This window comes from Caballeronia insecticola (assembly GCF_000402035.1).
GTDB lineage: Bacteria > Pseudomonadota > Gammaproteobacteria > Burkholderiales > Burkholderiaceae > Caballeronia > Caballeronia insecticola.
Genome location: NC_021294.1, coordinates 372,922 through 394,235 on the forward strand (window position 1 = coordinate 372,922; position 21,314 = coordinate 394,235).

At 63.7% G+C, this 21,314-nt stretch carries 19 protein-coding genes; 11 read left to right on the plus strand and 8 right to left on the minus strand.

Annotated elements, in window-relative coordinates:
* Positions 1 to 183 precede the first annotated feature (183 nt).
* Positions 184 to 552, plus strand: a complete 369-nt coding sequence (locus BRPE64_RS15805) for a response regulator transcription factor (protein ID WP_044042684.1) — start codon at positions 184 to 186, stop codon at positions 550 to 552.
* Between the two features lie 10 nt (positions 553 to 562).
* On the opposite strand, the gene BRPE64_RS15810 is transcribed toward BRPE64_RS15805, so the two are convergent.
* Entirely contained in the window at positions 563 to 1,276 is a 714-nt protein-coding gene (locus BRPE64_RS15810) for a lysophospholipid acyltransferase family protein (RefSeq protein WP_016354463.1), read from the minus strand.
* Positions 1,277 to 1,462: 186 nt separating this feature from the next.
* Here BRPE64_RS15810 and pip point away from each other — a divergent pair, with 186 nt between their 5' ends.
* Complete coding sequence (gene pip / locus BRPE64_RS15815; RefSeq protein WP_044042289.1) at positions 1,463 to 2,443, plus strand: prolyl aminopeptidase; 981 nt, start codon at positions 1,463 to 1,465, stop codon at positions 2,441 to 2,443.
* Positions 2,444 to 2,468: 25 nt separating this feature from the next.
* Here the strand turns inward: pip and BRPE64_RS15820 are convergent, their stop codons facing one another.
* Positions 2,469 to 3,689, minus strand: a complete 1,221-nt coding sequence (locus BRPE64_RS15820) for an EAL domain-containing protein (RefSeq protein WP_016354465.1) — start codon at positions 3,687 to 3,689, stop codon at positions 2,469 to 2,471.
* A gap of 326 nt (positions 3,690 to 4,015) precedes the next feature.
* Here BRPE64_RS15820 and BRPE64_RS15825 point away from each other — a divergent pair, with 326 nt between their 5' ends.
* The 3 genes from BRPE64_RS15825 (at position 4,016) to BRPE64_RS15835 (ending at position 8,913) form a co-directional block, all read left to right on the plus strand.
* Positions 4,016 to 4,438 carry a hypothetical protein gene (locus tag BRPE64_RS15825; RefSeq protein WP_016354467.1) on the plus strand — a complete coding sequence of 141 codons (423 nt, stop codon included), beginning with the start codon at positions 4,016 to 4,018 and terminating at the stop codon, positions 4,436 to 4,438.
* A 574-nt stretch (positions 4,439 to 5,012) separates the two neighbouring features.
* Complete coding sequence (locus BRPE64_RS15830; RefSeq protein WP_016354468.1) at positions 5,013 to 5,786, plus strand: N-acyl amino acid synthase FeeM domain-containing protein; 774 nt, start codon at positions 5,013 to 5,015, stop codon at positions 5,784 to 5,786.
* Between the two features lie 157 nt (positions 5,787 to 5,943).
* On the plus strand, positions 5,944 to 8,913 hold the full coding sequence (locus BRPE64_RS15835; RefSeq protein ID WP_016354469.1) for a putative bifunctional diguanylate cyclase/phosphodiesterase: 2,970 nt from the start codon (positions 5,944 to 5,946) through the stop codon (positions 8,911 to 8,913).
* 10 nt (positions 8,914 to 8,923) lie between these two features.
* Here BRPE64_RS15835 and BRPE64_RS15840 read toward each other — a convergent pair whose 3' ends face one another.
* On the minus strand, positions 8,924 to 9,133 hold the full coding sequence (locus BRPE64_RS15840; protein ID WP_016354470.1) for a hypothetical protein: 210 nt from the start codon (positions 9,131 to 9,133) through the stop codon (positions 8,924 to 8,926).
* Between the two features lie 244 nt (positions 9,134 to 9,377).
* Here BRPE64_RS15840 and BRPE64_RS15845 point away from each other — a divergent pair, with 244 nt between their 5' ends.
* On the plus strand, positions 9,378 to 10,610 hold the full coding sequence (locus BRPE64_RS15845) for an ROK family transcriptional regulator (RefSeq protein WP_051180440.1): 1,233 nt from the start codon (positions 9,378 to 9,380) through the stop codon (positions 10,608 to 10,610).
* A gap of 32 nt (positions 10,611 to 10,642) precedes the next feature.
* On the opposite strand, the gene BRPE64_RS15850 is transcribed toward BRPE64_RS15845, so the two are convergent.
* Positions 10,643 to 11,269 carry a LysE family translocator gene (locus BRPE64_RS15850; RefSeq protein ID WP_016354473.1) on the minus strand — a complete coding sequence of 209 codons (627 nt, stop codon included), beginning with the start codon at positions 11,267 to 11,269 and terminating at the stop codon, positions 10,643 to 10,645.
* A gap of 130 nt (positions 11,270 to 11,399) precedes the next feature.
* On the opposite strand from BRPE64_RS15850, the gene BRPE64_RS15855 reads away from it, so the two are divergent.
* The 3 genes from BRPE64_RS15855 (at position 11,400) to hutI (ending at position 14,958) form a co-directional block, all read left to right on the plus strand.
* Positions 11,400 to 11,864, plus strand: coding sequence for an Lrp/AsnC family transcriptional regulator (locus BRPE64_RS15855; protein WP_044042685.1), 465 nt, complete (start codon positions 11,400 to 11,402; stop codon positions 11,862 to 11,864).
* Between the two features lie 160 nt (positions 11,865 to 12,024).
* Complete coding sequence (hutU, locus tag BRPE64_RS15860) at positions 12,025 to 13,722, plus strand: urocanate hydratase (RefSeq protein WP_016354475.1); 1,698 nt, start codon at positions 12,025 to 12,027, stop codon at positions 13,720 to 13,722.
* 15 nt (positions 13,723 to 13,737) lie between these two features.
* Entirely contained in the window at positions 13,738 to 14,958 is a 1,221-nt protein-coding gene (gene hutI, locus BRPE64_RS15865) for an imidazolonepropionase (protein ID WP_044042291.1), read from the plus strand.
* A gap of 65 nt (positions 14,959 to 15,023) precedes the next feature.
* Here the strand turns inward: hutI and BRPE64_RS15870 are convergent, their stop codons facing one another.
* Positions 15,024 to 15,278, minus strand: coding sequence for a GlsB/YeaQ/YmgE family stress response membrane protein (locus BRPE64_RS15870; protein ID WP_016354477.1), 255 nt, complete (start codon positions 15,276 to 15,278; stop codon positions 15,024 to 15,026).
* A 265-nt stretch (positions 15,279 to 15,543) separates the two neighbouring features.
* On the opposite strand from BRPE64_RS15870, the gene BRPE64_RS15875 reads away from it, so the two are divergent.
* A complete protein-coding gene (locus BRPE64_RS15875) occupies positions 15,544 to 16,041 on the plus strand; it encodes a hypothetical protein (protein ID WP_016354478.1) in 498 nt (165 codons plus the stop codon).
* 111 nt (positions 16,042 to 16,152) lie between these two features.
* Here BRPE64_RS15875 and BRPE64_RS15880 read toward each other — a convergent pair whose 3' ends face one another.
* Positions 16,153 to 18,012, minus strand: a complete 1,860-nt coding sequence (locus BRPE64_RS15880; protein ID WP_016354479.1) for an OmpA family protein — start codon at positions 18,010 to 18,012, stop codon at positions 16,153 to 16,155.
* Between the two features lie 521 nt (positions 18,013 to 18,533).
* Between BRPE64_RS15880 and BRPE64_RS15890 the strand changes: the two genes are divergently transcribed.
* Positions 18,534 to 18,830, plus strand: coding sequence for a YciI-like protein (locus BRPE64_RS15890; protein WP_044042686.1), 297 nt, complete (start codon positions 18,534 to 18,536; stop codon positions 18,828 to 18,830).
* A 19-nt stretch (positions 18,831 to 18,849) separates the two neighbouring features.
* Here BRPE64_RS15890 and BRPE64_RS15895 read toward each other — a convergent pair whose 3' ends face one another.
* Together BRPE64_RS15895 and BRPE64_RS15900 are read right to left on the minus strand one after the other, a co-directional pair.
* The gene (locus tag BRPE64_RS15895; RefSeq protein WP_016354482.1) at positions 18,850 to 19,842 is read right to left on the minus strand and encodes a LysR family transcriptional regulator; all 993 of its coding nucleotides are present in this window, start codon (positions 19,840 to 19,842) and stop codon (positions 18,850 to 18,852) included.
* A gap of 199 nt (positions 19,843 to 20,041) precedes the next feature.
* Complete coding sequence (locus BRPE64_RS15900) at positions 20,042 to 21,307, minus strand: mechanosensitive ion channel family protein (protein ID WP_016354483.1); 1,266 nt, start codon at positions 21,305 to 21,307, stop codon at positions 20,042 to 20,044.
* Positions 21,308 to 21,314 lie beyond the last annotated feature (7 nt).

A 21,314-nucleotide genomic window follows, 5' to 3' on the forward strand; every position in this document is an offset into this window, starting at 1 on the left:
GCAGCATTTACCGCGCGGATTTCGCGGGAAAGAAATACTATGACAAAAGGCGGCAATGGATTGGAGTGACTGCAACAAACGCGCGCGGCGGCGGTCACAAACAGGTTGCTCGTCCGGTAACCCGCCGGCCTCTTCATGGTTCGTCCGCCGCATGCATGCATCGCACCCGAATATGTTCGCAAGATGAAGACTATTCTGCTCGTCGACGACGACCCCGCCACCATCGAAGCCTGGACCCTCTGCATGCAAGGTGAGGATTGCACCGTGTTATGCGCGTTCGATGGCAACGGAGCGTTAACGATCCTGGGCGAGCAGGCGGTGGATATCGTCGTGTCCGACTGGATGATGCCGGGCCTGGGCGGCGCGCTGCTGTGCCAGACCATGAAGAACGACGCGGCGCTCGCGCACATTCCCTTTCTGATGATTTCCGGGCATCCGAATCCGCCGGCATTCGTCAGTTACGACGGCTATCTGCGCAAACCTGTCGACATGGAAACGCTCATCACCGCGGTCAATCGCCTGTGCGCCGCGAAGAAGCGGCCGCTTTACTGACGCGTCGCGTTCAGCGCAGTTCGGCCAGCGCCGCGTCCATCTGTTTCTGCGCGAGACGGTTCAATTCCTGCGGAATCTCGCATTCGAGCGGCAGAGACGGCGTGACGATCACGCGAATATGCCCGCCGTGATCGGGCCAGCCCTTCGCGGGCCAGACCCGGCCGGCGTCGTGCACGACCGGCACGACCGGCACCTTGGTCGCGCAGGCGAGGCGCACGCCGCCTGAGGCGAGCTTGAGCGGCGCATCGTGCGCGACGCGCGTGCCTTCCGGAAAAATCACCACCGCATCGCCTTTTTTCAGCCGCACCGCGCATTCGCGCGTCACCGCCATATGCGCCTGGCGAATCGATCCGCGATCGAGATGCACCATGTCGAGCCCGCGCAAAACCCAGCCGAAAAACGGAATGTTCATGAGTTCGTGCTTAAACACGAAGCTGATGCGGCGCGGAAAAAGCGCCATGAACGACAGCGTTTCCCATGTCGATTCATGCCGCGACAGGATGATGCACGGCCCGTCCGGCAGATGCTCCAGCCCTTCGATCGAGCATGTGACGCCGGTGATCACGCGCATCATCACGACCATCGCGCGGCACCAGAGCCTTGCGAGCCCATAGCGTCCGTTGCGGCCGACGAACGGGAACAGCGGCAGGATCAGGATCGACCACACAATGCCACTGCCGAGCAGATAGGTTGCAAAGAACCACTTGACGAGAGTGCGACGCATCGAAATCGTGAGAGGACGGAGAAGTAAGGACGTGCGACAAACGGCGGGAATCCGCAAGCATAACGTATCGCAAAAATCGCGCTCTTTCGGATCGCACGGCGCGCGCGTGATGCGGACTCGTGCGGACTCGCGCGAGCGATGCAACAATGGATTCCCGCGAAACGCATCCGGCAAGGAACCCGTGCAATGGAAACTCAATCGCCGAAAGAATTCGACGAAGGCATGCTCGACGTAGGCGACGGTCATTCGATCTACTGGCGCGCCCAGGGACCGCGCGACGCGCCCGCGATGCTGATCGTGCACGGCGGCCCCGGCGGCGCGATGAACCTGAAATGGGCCGAGGTGCTCGAGCAGGACAAATGGCGCGTCGTGTTCTTCGATCAGCGCGGCTGCGGCAAGTCGACGCCCTTCGGCAGGCTGGAGCATAACGGCATCGATGCGCTCGTTGGCGATATGGAGAAGCTGCGCGTCGCGCTGAATATCGAGCGATGGGCGCTGTTTGGCGGCTCGTGGGGCACGACGCTCGGCCTTGCGTACGGCGTCGCGCATCCGGAGCGTTGCCTCGGATTTCTGCTGCGTGGCGTTTTTCTGGCGCGCCGCGAGGACATCGACTGGTTCCTTTGGGACGTGCGCCGCGTCTTTCCCGAGGCGCATCGCGCATTTCTCGATGCGATCGAAGCGGCTTGCGGCACGCGTCCGACCAGCGCGCCGCAGATTCTGGCGCTGACCGAGGCGCCGCTCGCACGCTTCGATGAAGCCGGCACGCGGCTCGCGCGCGCCTGGACGCACTATGAGACGACGCTCTCCGTCGTCAACAAACCGGAGAAGGAGCCGTCCGAGGAAGAGAAGCGCCCGAGCGCGGAGGCCAACGCCGCGGCCATTTCGATGGCGCTGCTCGAACGTCACTACATGGCGAACGAACTGCCGCCGTCGCCGCTTCTGCCGCGCATCGGGCGGATTGCGCATCTGCCTTGCCGGATCGTGCACGGACGCTTCGACATGGTCTGCCCGGCCGATCAGGCGCTCGATCTGGCGGCGCACTGGCCCGGCGCGGAACTGACCGTCGTGAATGCGGCGGGGCACTGGACCTTCGAGCCGGGCAATGTCGCGGCACTGCGCGCGGGCGCGGCCGCGCTGGCGGAGACGCTCGGGAGCGTGGCGGCCTGAAAGACAGGAAAGGCGGTAACGGCGCTCAGAAAATCGCGGGCGCCGCCTCGATCAAACTGCGCCAATCGAGGTCCGCGCCGATCACAACCGGTCGGGCGGCGCGCTGCGTGGCGATCGTAAGCGTCACGCACAGCGACGTGCCCGTCACGGAGAGATACGGCGCGCTTGTGATCACCTGTTGCGGATTGGCGTGCGCATCGACGAAATAAGGCCGGTTGTCCCAGCGCCCGGTCGAGGGATCGGCAATCGGCGCAAAGCGCTCGCTCGGCGCCTTCGCGGCCGCGCCGGCCAGGCCCGGCATGCATTCGCGGCCGCCTTCATCGAGGAAAAAGCAACTCAGCGTGCAGGGCAGGGCGAGCAGATCGGCGCAGGCGGCTTCGGTTGCCGCGCCCGCCGTGAAGCGCGCCGCCGCTTGCGTGAGTTTCGAGCGATACGGCAAAAGGAGCAGATCGCCCGCGAGGCGCTCGGTGCGGCGCATCTGGGCGAGCGCATCGAAGACGTCTTCGAACAGCGGCGTGGCCGCGCCCCGCTCGGCGAGACGCGCGGCCGGCAAACCGAACAGATAGCCCTGCACGAAATCGACGTTCGAGCGCGCGGCGAGCATCAGATCCTCGCCGGTCTCGATGCCTTCCGCGACCACGAACATGCCCGATTCATGCAGCAAATCGACGAGTTTGGGCATCAGCGCGTCGCGCATGTGGGCACTTTTCGTGCGCACGAGACTGCGGTCGAGCTTGACGATATCCGGCTTGAGCGTGAGCAACCGGTCGATATTGGAGTGTCCCGCGCCGAAGTCGTCCACGGCGACGAGAAAGCCCTGCGCGCGAAATGCATGCGTCGCGCGCGAGATTTCGGCCAGGTCCGTGCCGCCGGATTCCAGCACTTCGATCACGAGACGCTCCGGCGCGAGGCCCGCGTCGCGCGCGGTCGCCGCGAGCCGCGCGGCATAGCCCGGATGCGTGAAGGTCGCCGGATTGATGTTGACGAAGAGCCACTGCGCGTCCCGCAGCAACGGCGCCGCGTTGTGCAGGTGCGTGACGTGGCTCATGCGGTCGAGTTCGATCAGCTTGCCCGCGACGATGGCCCGCCCGAACAGGTCGAACGGTCCGACGAGCGTGCCGCCGCCCGCATCGCCGCGCAACAGCGCCTCGTAACCGACTTCGCGCTGATGCGGCAGGCTGTAGATCGGCTGCAGATGCGTGCGCAGCGTGATGCCGTCGACGATATCCGTCTGAGCGGTCGCCACGTTCAGACGACGCGATGCGGCCCGGGCCGCGCGGCGCCCGGCGACGGCGAACGGAGCGCGCGCGCCGGCGGACGAACGCGGAGAGGGGCACACAGATCGATGGACGGCACGGCAGTCACGCGTTTCTATGGGGATGAGCGCAATATCGGCCGGTCGCGCGCAAACTTGAGCGGGCGAGCCTGCCATCCTTCGCGGCGGTTCAGGCGTCGCCCGGTTTGCCGCAGCCGCCCGCGCGACCTATCTTTGTTGTTGCGGCGCTAAGATTCGCCTGCAACTTAAACCGCACACGACTCGTCGAAAGTTGCAACAACCCTTGAGAGAGATAGATGGCGCAACAGAAAACCAATCCCAAACTCGAGCAGGCGCTGACGCGCGGCGATCTCGCGATCCGTCAGGCCAACTCGGGCCGCGCCACCGCGGTGCTGCGCGCGCTCGGCAAGATGATCGTCGAGGCATCGGCGACGATCGGCGTCGAGGCGCACGTCGTCATTCACGATGGCGACAAGATCTACGACCCCGCTGACGGCGTGTGGCCGCAGCAATTGCTGATTTCGCTCGATGGTCCGGTCGAGGAAAACGATCCGGACGAAATCCGCACGGTGACGCTGCTCGCCGATACGCCCGCGACGGTTTTCCGCTGCGAATGGCAACGTGCCGACGGCAATCTCGGGCGGCAGGAAGGGCGGCCGCTCGCGATGGTCGCCTTTATCACCGACGTGGATATTCCCTGGCTCGACGACGACGAATGAATTTCTGCTTGCGTTATCGTTTGCGGAAGTAAATTTATCTTGCCGATTTGATTATGTCTTACTAAAAACGGGTGTCTCCTTAATTGGAGCGCCCGTTTTTTATGCGTACTGCCAACCCGCTCGAACAGCCGCCCGATTAATCCCGCTTTTTGCATTTTCCGCGTTTCGCACAATCTGCGAATCCGGCGCAATCGCAAACGTTACCGTGTCCCCTTTTTTTAGTCTTTTCCAGCGTTTACACGATGCGGCGCAAGCGTTCTGCGAAGGCTATTCTTCGAAAAGCCTCTCGCGTATCAGGTGGCTGCTCGCCCTCGTCTCCCTTCACTCTTTTCCGGCCCGCATATTCCTGTGCGACATATGCATATTTCGGATTTCGGCGGCTACGCGGCGATAGGTTCGTCGATTAGAAGCTTTCTTCCATTTTTATAGCCCGAAAGTTGCTGAGAAACAGTGGCAAGCGCGCACCCCGGTATTTGACTTCGTGAGAGGCTCGAAACGCCGTGTGAGGAATCAACCAAAAATTTCCTTATCACGCGGCGTCTTTCCAATCGCCAAGAAAAAATGGGGTTTACAAATGGAACGTTCGAACCTTGCCACCGCCGCCGCCAACCAAACCGAATCGGCGGTTCGTCCCACGCTCACGGTCGTGCCCGCGCTTCAGAAATCGGAACGGATGCCGTTTACTATTCGTATCGTCCGTGATGATGAAGGGCTGCAAAAGGCCGTCTCGATCCGCCGCTCCGCATATGGCCGGCATTTGCCCGAATTCGCCGAAACGATGACGATCGAATCCGCCGACCGCGATCGCGGCACGGTCGTGCTGCTGGCGGAATCGCGGCTCGACGGCGCGCCGCTCGGCACCATGCGCGTCCAGACGAATGCGTATGCGGCGCTCGCGGTCGAGCAGTCGGTGCGTCTACCCGAGCATCTGGCGGCGAGCCGTCTCGCGGAAGCCACGCGTCTGGGCGTCGCGGGCGGGATGATGGGACGGGTCGTGAAAGTGGCGTTGTGCAAGGCGCTCTGGATGTTCTGCGAAATGCACGAGATCGATTACATGGTGATCACGGCGCGTTCGCCGCTGGATCGGGAGTATGAGGCGATGCTCTTCAAGGATGTTTTCGGCGCCGGCGAATTCCTGCCGATGTCACACGTGGGCGGCCTGCCGCATCGCGTGCTGGCGAAGGATGTCGCCGCGGCGCGCCAACGCTGGGAAGAAGCCCGTCATCCGCTCTTCAATTACATGGTGCACACGCATCACCCCGATATCGATTTGCATTCTGTAGATTTATCTTTTGATTGGGAACCGGTACGATGCCCGGAGGCTCCGATGATGGCTTACGGCAGATAAGGGCTAGATTGTTTCCAGGAAGGTAATAGCGAAAAAACCGGACCACGGAGCGGTCCGGTTGGCCAAAAAGCGGTGGCGCCCGGGGATATTTCGCCGGCTCCGCCGCCGCTTGCGTCGGCGCATTGGGGCGCGGGCGCACACGGGGGTTTTTCCAGGTATGGCGTCGGTTATTCCAGCTTCCTTATCGAGATTCAGACGCACGGGCTCGTGGATCGACGACGCGATTTACGCGATCGCGGTTTATGCCGTGCCGTTCCTGATTTTGCTCGGTACGCTCGCGACGCTTTATTTCCTGCCGCGCCAATACGAAGCGCGCGGCGCGGTGCCGCTCGCATTACGCGTCGTCGCGGACCGCGGCGACATTGCCGATCCCGCCGATGCGCTCGAAGCGCTGCGCGATGTCGCCCCCGTCTCGCGTTACAGCACGCATCTGTCCGAAAAGCCGATCTGGTTCAGCCTCACCACGCCCAGCATGAGCGCCGATTCGTCGACGGTCGTCGAATTGCCGTCCCGCCATGCGCAAACGCTTGCCTGCTGGAATGCGAGCACGCTCGCGCCGTTCGGACGCGCGGATCGCGAAGGCGTGAGCGGGGAAATGCGCGTCGTCAAAGCCGGTTTTTCCATTCAGATCGGCCGCATCCATCAGTCTGAAGAAGTGCTTTGCCGCGGCACGTTTTCGGGGCCGGCGCAGATCAACGCGTTCGCGTGGGAATGGCAGGGCCTGCGCAATTCCGCGCTCGATTTTCAGGAAAGCTCCGGGCTGATCGCGGGCGGTTTGCTGACGCTCGCGGTATTCGTGTTCGTCACGGCGCTCATCAATCACGAATGGACTTACGTGATTTTCGCGGTATGGCTCGTCGGCAATCTGCGCCTGTGCGCGAACGCGATGGGCTGGGACATGCAATGGCTCGGCCGCATGCTGCCGTCGGATTTCATGCAGCCGTTGCGCCAGTTCACCTTCGCCGCCTACTACCTGTTGACCGCCGCGCTGTTCCAGCAACTCTTCCGGCGCGAACTGCGCGTGGTCGGCTATCGCTGGCTGTTGCGCGTCATTCAGTATGTCGGCTTCGTGCTGCTCGCGGCGGCGTTCGCGTTGCCGTATGCGTATTTCATCCCGACGCTGTGGATCATCGCGGGATTCGGCATTTGCGTACTGGTGTTTTTCCTCGCGCGGCTCGTGTGGATGGCGCGCTCGCGCACTGTGCTCTGGTACGTGGCGTCGCTCGGCGTCGTGCTGTTCGCCACGTTTTCGGAAGTGCTCGGTGCGGCCTTCGGCCTGAAGGTGCTGGTCGGCGGCGTGAACACGGTCATGGCCGCGCTTTCGTCCAGCATGATGGCGGCGTTCGCCATCGCCGAGCAGATGCGCGCCGAACGCGATTTCCGCCGTCAGGCGCAGATGGAATTGCGCAACACCTATGAAGTCACGCCGATCGGTCTCTTCACGCTCGACTCTGACGGTCACTTCGTGCGCGCCAATCCCGCGTTGCGCGCCATGCTCGATTTGAAGAAAGCCGACTACAAAGCGCGTCACTGGAACGATTACTTCGAGGCGGGCGCGTGGGGCGCGCTGCAGGCGCTGGCGTCGAAGGGCAGCGACGGCGAACTGGAAATGAGCGGTTCGTCCGAGCGCGACACGGGCGAGCGGCGTTATCTTTTGAAGGCGATCCGCTCGAACGGCTGGATCGAAGGCTCGCTGCAGGACACGACCGAGCGGTCCAAAGCCGTCGAACGCTTGCGCTTTCTCGCGGAGCATGATCCGCTCACCGGCTCGCTGAATCGGCGCGGCATCGAAAAAGCCATTTCCCAGCAAAGCGACGAAACGCTGCCGTGGGCGCTGGCCTATGTCGATCTCGACCGCTTCAAGCTGGTCAACGATCTCTTCGGCCACCGCAGCGGCGACGAAGTGCTGCGCCAGGTCGCGGCGCGCACGCGTGCGCATTTCGCGCGCAGCTATCCGGTCGGGCGCATCGGCGGCGACGAGTTCGTCTGCGTGATGAACGACACGTCGATCGAAGACGCCATCGCGCAATGCCGCGAACTCATCTCCATTCTCTCGGACGCGCCGTATCAGGTCGGCAATCGCGCGTTTCAGGTGAAGGCGTCGATCGGTCTCGTCGAATGCTCGCAGGGCGTGCGCGTGCAGGACGCGCTTTCGCACGCCGACCGCGCATGCCGCGAGGCGAAGAAAGTCGCGCATACGCATCTCGTCACGTATCGCAAGGGCGCGGCCGCGTTCGAGGAGCGCGCGGAGGAACTGAAGCTCGTCGAAACGCTCGGGCGTAATCGTCTGCCGCCGGGCTTGTTCCTCGTGATGCAGCCGATCATGTCGCTTTCGGCGCCGACCGAATCGCTCAATTTCGAAGTGTTGCTGCGCATGCGTGCGCCCGACGGCGCGACGCTGCCCGCAGGCAAGGTGATCGTCGCGGCGGAGGAATCGGGCAATATCGCGGCGATCGACCGCTGGGTCATCTCGACGCTGCTCGAATGGATCGAGGCGCATCAGCATCAGCTTGCCAACACGCAGTTCATCTGCGTGAACCTCTCGGGCGGCTCGCTCAACGACGAGCAGTTCATGGAGGACATCTTCGCGCTCTTCGGGCGCTATCAGTCCATCGTGCATTACCTCTGTCTGGAAATCACCGAGAGCGTCGCGCTGCACGATCTGGAGAACACGCAGCGCTTCATCGCGCGCGTGCACGACATGGGCGGCAAGATCGCGCTCGACGACTTCGGCGCGGGCTACACGTCGTTCAAATATCTGAAGGCGCTATCGGCCGATGCGCTCAAGATCGACGGCGAATTCGTGCGCTCGATGTGCGCGCATCCGGCGGATATCGCGATCGTCGAAGCGATCGTCGCGCTTGCGCGCAATCTCGGCATGCGCAGCGTCGCGGAGTGGGTCGAGGATGTCGATACGCTGCGCGCGTTGCATGAAATCGGCGTCGACTACGTGCAGGGTTTCCTCGTCGCGCGGCCGCAGGAAAGCTCGGCCATCCTCACGGCAAGCTCTGCCGCGAGTTTCCTCAAAGATGCCGAAGCGGTGAGTTTCGTCGAATCGCTGTCGGAACCGGCGCAGGCAACCGTGTTCGACTACGACTGGCACGCGCGCGCGTCGGGCACGCACTGAGCGCCGCGTCTCACGCCGGCTTCATCTCGTTCAGCACTTTTGCCGCCGCAATGGGAATGCGCGTGTCGTCCCATTGCGCGAGCCATTGAATTTCCTTGCGCGTGAAATAGCCGGGATGATTCCGCAGCGCGAACTGCAACGAATCCACGATGTGATCGCGAATGATTTGCGGCGCGGTCTGATCGTTCACGATCGCGTGAAGGGCTTCGAGTGTGCTCATTTTGAAAGAGGCGTGAGTGGATCGGCGTGATGCGCTTGCGCCGAACATAACCGGCTAAAAATACGGAAAAATATTCGATGCCACCACGCGCGCGCCGCGAATCGCGCGAACGGTGCCGGCGAATGCGCGCTTGCTAAAATCGGTGCGGACGTCTTTACTAAATAAAAGCACTCGATTTAATCCAACGGGGAGCAGCAGATGAATCCTTTCCTGCGCGCGCGCCTGCGCCGCAAGGTCCGCACCGATGCCTGAGCGACCGGCACGCCCGGTGTCGATGGCCTCGACGCACTCGGTCGGCTCGAATCAGCTCGGCATGCGCCAGTTCAACGAGCGCATCGTCCTGCAGGCGATCCGGCTGCACGGCGCGTTGCCCAAGGCCGACGTCGCACGTCTCACGCGCCTTTCAATGCAGACGGTCTCGCTGATCGTCGATCATCTGATCGAGGACGGGTTGCTCGCGAAAGAGCCGCGCACGCGGGTGCGCGGGCGTCTCGGGCAGCCGTCGGTGCCTATTTCGTTGCGCGCGGACGGCGCGTTTTCCATCGGCGTGAAAGTGGGGCGGCGCAGTCTCGACGTGTTGTCGATGGACTTCGCCGGCAGCGTGCGTACCCGCGAGACGCTCGAATATCCGTATCCCGATCCGGAGACGCTGTTTCCCGCGCTGGAAGAGCGGCTCGCGCGCGTTATCGGCGCGCTCGGCGACGGCGCGCGCAGGATCGCGGGAATCGGCGTCGCGGCGCCGCTGTGGCTCGGCGGCTGGCGCGATTTCTTCGACACGCCGCCCGATGCGCTCGCCGCATGGAACGACATCGACATCCGCGCGCGCATTCAGGCGATGACGGCGCTGCCCGTCGAATTCGCCAAGGACACGACCGCCGCCTGCGCCGCCGAACTCGTGATGGGCCAGGGGCGCGGGCTGCGCAACTTTCTCTATGTGTTTATCGGGACGTTCATCGGCGGCGGTCTGGTGATCGACGGCCGTCTGCACGCCGGACCGGGCGGCAATGCGGGCGCGATCGGCTCATTGCCGCTCGCCGGGCGCGGCAACGGCAAGCGGGCGGCGCAACTGCTCAATACGGCGTCGGTGTATGTGCTTGAGAAGGCGTTCGCCGCGGCGGGCGCGCCGGCCGCTGCTGCCCACGACGAGCGCGCGATGTCGACGGAACTGCGTCCGCTCGCGGAAGCGTGGATGCACAAGACGTGTCCGGCGATTGCGACGGGCATTGCATCGTCGGCGGCGCTGCTCGATCTCGAAGCGGTGGTCATCGACGGAGAAATCGACCGGAACCTGCTGCGCGAAGTGATTCGCAGGACCGACGACGCCCTCGCCGATTTCGACTGGCAAGGCATGACGCGTCCGCGTCTCGTCGAAGGTCAGATCGGCCCGGACGCCCGCGCGATGGGCGGCGCGATTCTGCCGCTCTATGCGCATTTCGCGCCGAAGCACGAGCTGTTTCTGAAGCCGCTCGAAGCCTGATCGCGGCGGCGGGCGGCGGGCGGCGGGCGCGGTCAGTCGAGGGACAGGCGCACGGCGAACGCCATCAGCGCGGCGGAGAAGGTCCAGCGTTGCAGCGTCTGCGCCTTCGGATGACGCCGCAGCCAGCCGGAAATTCGCACGGCGCCGGCGGCCAGCGTCAGATCGAACATCACGCCGATCACGACGAGCACCACGCCCAGTTCGATCACTTGCGACCACACCGGTCCCGCCTCGGGACGAACGAACTGCGGCAGCAGCACGGAACAAAAGAGCAGCGCCTTCGGATTGAGAATGCTGCTCAGGACGCCTTTTGCGTATGCGGAACGCAGCGTCGATGCCGTGGCCTGGCCGGGCGCCGCGTCGAGCCCGAACGCGGGCGAGCGGAAAATCTGAATCGCGACGTACGCGAGATACAGACCGCCGGCGATGCGCACGCCGTCGTAGAGCCACGGCGCGCTGCGCAGAAATGCGGCGACGCCGAGCGCGGACAGCGTGACATGCGTCGCGCGCGCACTGGCAAGCCCGGCGGCGACGACCACGCCGTGCTTCAGACCACGCGTCGCGCTGGTCTGAAGCACGAGCGCCATGTCCGGTCCCGGCAGCGCATAAACGACCGCCAGCGCGCCGATGAAAACCCATAGCAAATGTGCCGAAACCATGATGAAGCTCCTTGTTCGAAGGCATCATCGTGCCATTTCGGCTGAGGTGTTTTCTGGCATTTATCGACATGTATAGGTCGATTAATGCAGCTTTCCCCTAAAGTATCGATAAATGAAAGGGGAAAACGCCGTGACCGAACTTGACCGTATCGACCGCGCGATGCTCGTCGCGCTCCAGCAGGACGGGCGCATGCCCGTCGCCAAACTCGCCGAGCGCGTCGGCCTGAGCGAAACGCCGTGCGCGCGCAGGCTCAAGCGGCTGGAAAGCGACGGCTATATCGATGGCTATCGCGCGATTCTTTCGCGCAAGGCGCTCGAACTTGGCGTGGTGGCGTTCGCGCAAGTGCGCTTCAGCGTCCACGACCGCGCGCTGTCCGACCGCTTCGAGCGGGAGATTCAGGGCATCGAGCGCATCGTGTCGTGTCACAACATTTCCGGCACGGCGGATTATCTGCTGCAGATCGTCGCGCGCGATCTCGACGAATACGGCGTCTTCATGCGCGACGTGCTACGCACGCTGCCGGGCGTGACCGCCGTCGAATCGATGCTGTCGCTGCGGGAACTGAAGCGCGATAGCGGATTGCCCGTGCCCTGAGCGCGCATTGTCTATACAAGACTGCCTTGAGCCAGCATTGACAGCCTCGGGAATTCCCTAATACAACGCAAGTTGTATATACAAGAAGATTGAAACCATTCGACGCGGATGGTTTCCGCGTTCGTTCGCCCTCTCACTTCTTGATGCGCAGGAGTTTTCCGTGACCTCATCTTCCCGTTTCCGCGATACCGAGATTCGCGCGCCGCGCGGCACCACGCTCAACGCCAAAAGCTGGCTCACCGAAGCGCCGCTGCGCATGTTGATGAACAATCTCGATCCCGAGGTCGCCGAGAATCCGAACGAACTGGTCGTGTACGGCGGCATCGGCCGTGCGGCGCGCGACTGGGCGTGCTACGACAAGATCGTCGAGACGCTGAAACGCCTCGAAGCCGATGAGACGCTGCTGATCCAGTCGGGCAAGCCGGTCGGCGTGTTCAGGACGCACGAAAACGCGCCGCGCGTGCTCATCGCCAATTCGAATCTGGTGCCGCACTGGGCCAACTGGGAGCACTTCAACGAACTCGACGCGAAAGGCCTCGCCATGTACGGCCAGATGACGGCGGGCAGCTGGATCTATATCGGCAGCCAGGGCATCGTGCAGGGCACGTACGAGACCTTCGTCGAGGCCGGGCGGCAACACTACGGCGGCGATCTGAAAGGGCGCTGGGTGCTGACCGCCGGGCTCGGCGGCATGGGCGGCGCGCAGCCGCTCGCGGCGACGCTCGCGGGCGCGTGCTCCCTGAACATCGAGTGTCAGCAGAGCCGTATCGATTTCCGTCTGAAGACGCGTTACGTCGATGAACAGGCAACCGATCTCGACGACGCCCTCGCGCGCATTCAGCGCTACACATCCGAAGGCCGCGCGGTTTCAGTAGCGCTGTGCGCGAACGCGGCGGATGTGCTGCCCGAACTCGTGCGGCGCGGCGTGCGTCCGGACCTCGTGACCGACCAGACGAGCGCGCACGATCCGCTCAACGGCTATCTGCCGCAGGGCTGGAGCTGGGCGCAATACCGCGACCGCGCGCAGAGCGACCCGGCGGCGACGGTCAAGGCGGCCAAACAGTCGATGGCCGTGCACGTGCGCGCGATGCTTGCCTTCCTCGAACAAGGCGTGCCGACCTTCGACTACGGCAACAATATCCGTCAGATGGCGAAGGACGAGGGCGTCGATAACGCGTTCGATTTCCCGGGCTTCGTGCCCGCGTATATCCGCCCGCTGTTTTGCCGCGGCGTCGGTCCGTTCCGCTGGGCGGCGCTGTCGGGCAATCCGGAAGATATCTACAAGACCGATGCCAAGGTGAAGGAACTCATCGCCGATGACGCCCATCTGCATCGCTGGCTCGACATGGCGCGCGAACGCATCAGCTTTCAAGGGCTGCCGGCGCGGATCTGCTGGGTCGGGCTCGGCCAGCGCGCGAAGCTCGCGCTCGCGTTCAACGAGATGGTGCGCAACGGCGAATTGTCCGCGCCGGTCGTGATCGGCCGCGATCATCTCGATTCCGGCTCGGTTGCAAGCCCGAACCGCGAAACGGAGGCCATGCGCGACGGCTCCGATGCCGTATCCGACTGGCCGCTGCTCAACGCGCTGCTGAACACGGCGAGCGGCGCGACGTGGGTCTCGATTCACCACGGCGGCGGCGTCGGCATGGGCTTCTCGCAGCACGCGGGCGTCGTGATCGTCTGCGACGGCACGCGCGAAGCCGACGAGCGCATCGCGCGCGTGTTGCACAACGATCCGGCAACCGGCGTCATGCGCCACGCCGATGCGGGCTACGACATCGCCATCGAATGCGCGCGCGAGCAGGGTCTCGATCTGCCGATGATCGACGGCGCCAACGGTGTACGCAAAGCAAGATAAGCAGATAAGCACGCGATGAAAACACTCTGGCACCACTGCCACGCGGCCACCATGGCGCGCGGCGAGTATTCGATCATCGAAGACGCCGCGATTCTGACGGACGGTGCGCGCATCGCGTGGATCGGGCCGCGTGGCGCGACGCCGGACATTGGCGAATGCGAAGTCGTCGATCTGCAAGGCGCGTGGGTGACGCCCGGACTGATCGACTGTCATACGCATCTCGTGTTCGGCGGCGATCGCAGCGGCGAGTTCGAAGAGCGGCTGCAAGGCGTGAGTTACGCGGACATCGCGGCGCGTGGCGGCGGCATCGCGAGCACCGTGCGCGCGACGCGCGAAGCCAGCGGGGACGCGTTGTTCGACAGCGCCCGCACGCGCGCGCTCGGCCTGTTGCGCGAGGGCGTGACGACGCTCGAAGTGAAATCCGGCTACGGGCTCGATCTCGCCAACGAGCGCAAGATGCTGGCCGTCGCGCGGCGTCTTGCATCTGCGCTGCCGCTCACCGTGCGCGCGACCTGTCTCGCGGCGCACGCGTTGCCGCCGGAATATGCGAAGCGCACGGACGACTACATCGCGTATGTGTGCGATGACATGCTGCCCGCGCTCGTCGCCGATGGCCTGGTCGATGCCGTCGATGCGTTCTGCGAGCACATCGCGTTTTCACCGCAGCAGGTCGAGCGCGTGTTCCGTCGCGCGGGCGAACTGGGCGTGCCGGTCAAGCTCCATGCGGAGCAACTGTCGTCGTTGCATGGCTCGTCGCTGGCGGCGCGGTATCGCGCGTTGTCCGCCGATCATCTCGAATACATGACCGAAGAAGATGTGATTGCGATGGCGCAAGCGGGCACGGTCGCCGTCCTGCTGCCCGGCGCGTTCTATATGTTGCGCGAAACGCAACTGCCGCCCGTCGACGCGCTGCGGCGGCACCGCGTGCCTATCGCGATTGCGAGCGATCTGAACCCCGGCACCTCGCCCGCGCTCTCGTTGCGCATGATGCTCAACATGAGTTGCACGCTGTTTCGCCTGACGCCCGAGGAAGCGCTCGCCGGCGCGACCGTGCACGCCGCGCGCGCGCTCGGCCTCGCTTCGACTCACGGCACACTGGAAGAAGGCAAGATGGCCGATTTCGTCGCGTGGAAAATCGGCCGGCCCGCCGAGCTTGCGTACTGGCTGGGCGGTGCGCTGCCCAATCGCGTCGTGCGCGGCGGCGCGGAGATCGACTTCGGACACATCGGCGCATAAAACGACGCCTCGCCGAACCCGGCGAGGCGTAGAAGAAACTCGAAACGCAATGTTCCGATGCCGCGTTACGAACTGCGCTTGCGGATCATTCCCCAAACGACGAGCAGAATGATCGCCCCGATCACCGACGCGATCCATCCGGCTGGCTGCCCGGGCTGATACCAGCCGAACGCGCGCCCGACGTATCCCGCAATCAGCGAGCCGGCGATACCGAGCACGATGGTCATGATCCAGCCCATGTTGTCGTCGCCCGGCTTGATGGCGCGCGCGATAAGACCGACGACGAGTCCGACGATCAAAGTACCGATGAATGCAAGCATGCGGTTGCTCCTTGACAGAGTTTTAGTGCGTCTTGGCTGGGCTGCGGACTGATTCCCGATTCGTGTGCCGATTGTGTGTCGATTTGTGTGCTGTCATTCCCGGACGACATCCCGGTACATGCAAAGTAGCACGGCGTCATGGGTTTGGGTATGACACGCGCCGGGATCGGCCGTTCGGCCAGGTCTTCAGCACGAACGATGCCGCATGCGTGCGGCACGGTAAAATTCGTCGCATTGCCTCAATGCAAGCCAGTGCTGCCACGATATGACCACCGATTCCGATTCCGATCTCACCCCCGCCGACGACACGATCCACGAAGACCGCCTCTGGCGTGACGACGGCTGGACCGCGCGCGTCATCAAAAACGAAGACGACGACGGCTGGGCCGTCGAAATGATCCAGGCAGGCGAGGCCGAGCCCGCGCTTGTCGGCCCGTGGACCATGGGCCGCGACAAGAAGAACCCGAAGCCGCTCGACGCCGGGGCATTTCGCACGCTCGTGAAGACGGCATCGGAAGTGCTGCGCAGGCATGAGCAGCAGCGCCACGCGATGTTGCACAAGAACGTCGCCATCGACGTGAACGGCGAGCAGATCAGCGTCGCGCTGGAGATCGTGCCCGACGAGGACGATCCGTACGCCGACCTGAAGGCCTTCGATGCCTTCGGCGCGCAATTGGCTCACGTGCGCGTGTCGCCTGCGTTCAAGCTCACCAAGGCAAGCGCGGAGCGTTGGGCGGAGAACGATTTCGCCAAACCGAACTGATCGAGCGAATTGATCGCTTCGTCTGCGCCGAAAATCTGCGCGCGTAAACGAAAAACGCCGTCGCGTTCTGCAGCGACGGCGTAATCCAACGATGGCGAGCGTTCTACGTCTTCAGTTTTTCTTGACGACGAACTCGATACGGCGATTCGAAAAGCGTCCGCTCGCGGTTTCGTTATCGGCGACCGGGCGTGCGTCGCCATAACCTTCGGCAGTCAGCGACTGGGGCGGCACGCCCTCGCGTACCAGGAAGCCGCGCACGGCATGCGCGCGTTCCTTCGATACTTCCAGCTTGGCCGGCGCCGCGCCTTGCGAATCCGAGTAGCCGGCAATTTCGAGATTGACCATCGACCCCTTCGCTGCGCAGTCTTTCAGCAGCTTGGCGGTCTTGCCGAGCGTTGCATTGGCGCTGTCCGGCACCTGCGCACTGGAGCGGGCGAAATTGACCACCTGCAGATCCAGCACCTTGGTGAGCTTGTCGCCCGAGCAGGAATCGTTCGCGGCGAGCAGCGTCTTGATGGCGTCCTGGAACGACTGCGTTGCACCGGCAACCGCGCTTTCGGCATCGAACGACGAAACCTGGAACGCATTCCCAAGCGATGCCTTCAGACGATCGACCCAGCCGAGCTTGGCGTCCGCCGCCGTACCGCTCAGTTCCACTTTCGAGCCGGTCAGCTTCGCTTCGGCGCCGGGCACCGCCATGAGCGGCGCCAAGTTAGTCAGGTGTGCGAGCCAGTTTGCCGGACGCGTTCCCGGCACGACCGAAACGTTCGCCGTGTAGCTCTTTCCGAAACGGCTGGTCAGCGCGTCGATCAGTTGCGTTTTTTCTGCCTCGCTGCCGACCGTGGCCTGAATCGAGGGACCACCCGTCGGGCGGCCGTTGAACACCAGTTGCGCGTCTTTTGCGTCGGCGGACGATGCTTGCGACGCTGCATCCGGTTGCGCCGTCGCACTCGGGCTCGCTACGGCTGCGCTCGATGCTTCGGCGCTCGATGCAGACACGCTCGCCGATGCCGGTGCGACCACGGCGGGTTGCGCATCGAGAGACACCGCCGATGCCGCAGATTCCACCGCGTTCGCGACCGGTTGCGTTGCCGGAGCGGCGCCGAGACTGATCGTCTTGTCGTGCGCGAAGCCGTAATAGAAGAGCGCGGCCAGTACGGCCGCCAGCACCGCGAACAGCAGCCAGACCCATTTGTTCGAGCGTTGCTGCGGTGTGCGCTTGCGCACCGGCGGGCGCAGGGTTTGCGCGGACGGTTGCGCCGATACCACGGCCGAGGCGACGGGTGCGGCCTGCACGCCCGTTTTGAAGGACGGTTCCGCGCCGATCGCAACGGCGCTCTCACTGCTGGGGCGTTGCGCGAAATCGCGTTGCGCAAGGTTCGACGCGGCGGCTTCGAGCCGCGCGGCGATGCTGCCCGTAAAGCCTTCGGTGTTACCGACGCCGATGGACGATGCAACCGCATTCGACATCGATGCGTTGACCTCGGAAACCTGCTCGCGCAAGAGCCTCGGCAAATGCGCCACGCTCCATTGCGCGAGCAGGAAGTGCCGCTTCAGGACACCGAACAGCACCGCGGCGACGATACCCGCCAGCGACGACGTGGCTTGCGTCGGCACGCCGGTTTCGGCGGACACGGTGTCGGTCAGGGCATCGATGCGGCGGCCCGTTGCGACCGCGGCCAGCGAATGACCGACCGCTTCGAGCTGTTTGAGGCCGCCGGTCGTCGAAATCAGCCGGGAGAACTGATCGATCATGTGCGCGTCGGTTTCCGGCTGCATGATCACGGAAAAGATCGATTGCGCGCCCGGGACGAGCGTCGCGCGGTCCATGAGCGACGCCACGAGTCCGGGGGCGACGCGTGCCGTCACCTGGCGGACGACTTGCGCGGGAATGCCGAACTGTTGCGACAGCTGCTCCGCGATGTTTTCCGAGAACGCGGAATTGACCGCCTGGACCAGATTGATGCTCATCGACTCTATTCCTGTTTACATGAGTGCCTGAAGCGGGCGCCCGACGGGGGCGGATTCTATATGTACAGTCATCCTAAAAAGGAGCGCGCAAACTTCTTGACGAAAATGATGCGTGCGGACCACTTGACTGACGTTTCTCAATGTGCTCGCGACGCCTTGCAGGAGAACAATCGGACGATGCGTTTCGCTGCAATGCTCAGCCACGACGGTTCGGCCGGAGCCGTTTCGTGGCTCCGGACCGACAGCGCGACCAGCGACAGCATGGAATGAGAACGAATGAGCGTGCGATAGGATGCGTCGAGCGGAGAGGTCCACACGCACGAGCGGCAGTTGTGTTTCGAGCAGGTATTGCAGGGCGGTTGGTCACGTTTCATGGCAGGGTCCGTTGCGAATCTCTGCACATGATGTTCGATGCGCTATCGTTAGACGATCAGAGGCATCCGATTAAAGTCTCAATTCAGCTTTCAAAATTGGGACAAAATCATTTGATGAAGCGCAACGATTCACCGAAGGAGATGGCCATGCACTACCTGTTGATCTACGAACTTTGTCCGGATTATATGGAGCGCCGCGCGCAGTTTCGCGACGCGCATCTCGCGCTGGCGTGGGCTGCGGTCGAGCGAGGCGAAATCGTGCTGGCGGGCGCGCTCGATTCGCCCGCCGACCGGGCGATGCTCCTGTTTCACAGCGATTCGCCCGCCGTGGCGGAAGCGTTCGCGAAGGGCGACCCGTACGTGACGAACGGGCTCGTCGAGCGCTGGGAAGTGCGCAAATGGAACACGGTGGTGGGCGCGAGCGCGGCCACGCCGGTGCGTTAGCGCCGCCGCGCCGCTGCCGTTACGCGTCGGCGGTTTCTTCCTCGGGGCGATCCCGCCGCGCGGAGCCGCGACGCTGCGCCGAGCGATACAGCGTCGTGAGCGTATCGTCGATTTGCTGGGTACGCTCGAAGAGCGCCGCGAGCCAGTCGACGAACGCCGACACGCGCGGCGTCGCCTGACGGCTCTTCAGAAACGCCACCGATACCTTGAGCGGCGGCGACTTCCATTGCGGCAGCACTTCGCGCAATTGTCCCGAACGCAGGTAGGGCTGAGCGGCGATGCGCAACGGCTGGATCAGCCCGAGCCCTTCGATGCCGCACGCCAGATACGCGTGCTCGTCGGCGACCTGCACGAAGCCGCGCATCTTCATCGTGACGGGCTCGCCGTCGACATCGAAATCGAAATCGGCGGGGCGGCCGCTTTTCTCCGATACGCAGTTCACCGCGACATGCCGCGCAAGTTCGTTGAGCGAGGCGGGCACGCCGTGCTTGTCGAGATACGTCGGGCTTGCGCAGGTCACTTGTTCGAGCAGGCCGAGCCGGCGCGCGACGAGTCCCGAATCGGGCAGTTCGCCGAGCTGGATGCTGCAATCGACGCCCGTGCCCACGAGATCGATATTGCGGTTGCCGATGCCGATCGACAGTTCGATGTGCGGATAGCGCGCGTGAAATTCCGGCAACGCGGGCACGACGATCGAGGTCGCGACGGTATCCGGCATTTCCACGCGCAGCCGTCCGCGCAGGCGCTCCTCGCCCGCGCCGAAACCGGATTCGAGTTCGTCGATATCGGCGAGAATCTGCGCGCAGCGTTCATAGTAGGCCGCACCGTCGACGGTGAGATTCAGGCGCCGCGTCGTGCGTGCAAGCAGTTGCACGCCGACGAGCGCTTCGAGTTGTTGCACGGTCGTCGAAACACTCGCGCGCGGCATGCCGAGAGACTCGGCCGCACGCGTGAAGCTGTTCGTATCGACGACACGCGTGAAGACACGCATGGCATGGACGCGATCGATCACGTTGAGTTTTCCTTTTATGACGATTGAGTGGCGATGCGCGAGAAAAAGCGACTCCGCCGCAGTCTGGACACTGCGGAAAATGGGCGCATCGGCGATGGTTAAATCGTACGGTCGGGAGACGTCAACGTGAATACACAAAACTGGACGATTCTTGCCTGATTCTTTTTGACGGGCAGCACGCGCAGTGTGTTGAGCAAGCTCAGAGCGTGGGCATTTCTCCGCGCAGACGGCCTGCCACGCCGCTGAAATCCGAGCCTGACGGCGCCTGATAGAGCCGCAGACCCATCTCCGGAAGTATCGACAGCAGATGGTCGAAGACATCGCCCTGAATGCGCTCGTATTGCGTCCAGGCGGTCGTGGCGGTGAAGCAGTAGACCTCGACCGGAATGCCTTGCGATTCCGGCTCCATCATGCGGACCATGATCGCCATGTCCTGACGGATTTCCGGATGCCGCTGCAGGTAAGCCAGCCCGTACGCGCGAAACGTGCCGATATTCGTGAGCCGCCGGCGATTCGCCGGTTCGTTCGCCAGTTCGCCGAGATTGCGGTTGGCCTGTTCGACTTCCGTCTGCTTCTGTTCGAGATAATCGTGCAGCAGACGAAAGCGCTTCAGGCGCGCGGTTTCCTCGTCGGAAAGGAAACGCACGCATTGCGCGTCGATACGCATGGTGCGCTTGATGCGCCGCCCGCCCGATTCGAACATGTGCCGATAGTTGCGGTAACTCTCCGAGAAGAGCTTGTAGGTGGGCACCGTCGTCACGGTGTTGTCCCAGTTCTGCACCTTGACGGTATGCAGCGCGATGTCCTTCACGAAGCCATCGGCGGCGGCCTGCGGCATCTCGATCCAGTCGCCGATGCGCAGCATGTCGTTCGACGTGAGCTGCGTGCTCGCGACGAGCGACAGCAACGTGTCCTTGAACACGAGCAGCAGCACGGCGGACAGCGCGCCGATTCCCGAGAGCATCCAGAGCGGCGAACGGTCGATCAGGATCGACAGCACGAGCACGCCGCACACGAGCGCCAGCGCAAGCTTGCCGATCTGGATATACCCCTTGATCGAGCGCGTCTGCGCTTCCTTGGTGTCGGCATAGACGTCCTGCCACGCGGAAAGCGCGCTGCCCGCCGCGAGGAACGCGCAGATCCACGCGCCGCCGTGCGCCATGCGTTCGATGATCGTCGCCCAATGACCGACGCGCGGTACTTCGTCGATGCCGAGCGCGACGGTTGCGAACGGCACCGCGTACCAGAGCCGGTGATAAGCGCGACGCCGGATGAACGCGCGATCCCATTTCTCGTGCCCCGCCAGCACGAGCAGCCGATGCGCGAGATACAGCACGACACGCGCGACGACCCACTGCACGAACAGCGCGATCAGAACCAGCGCGACGAGACCCGCGACGAGTTGCGCCCACGGATGAGCGGCGAGTTGGTGCGGCAGCGGGTCGGGGAGGAAATCGAAATTCATACCTTGT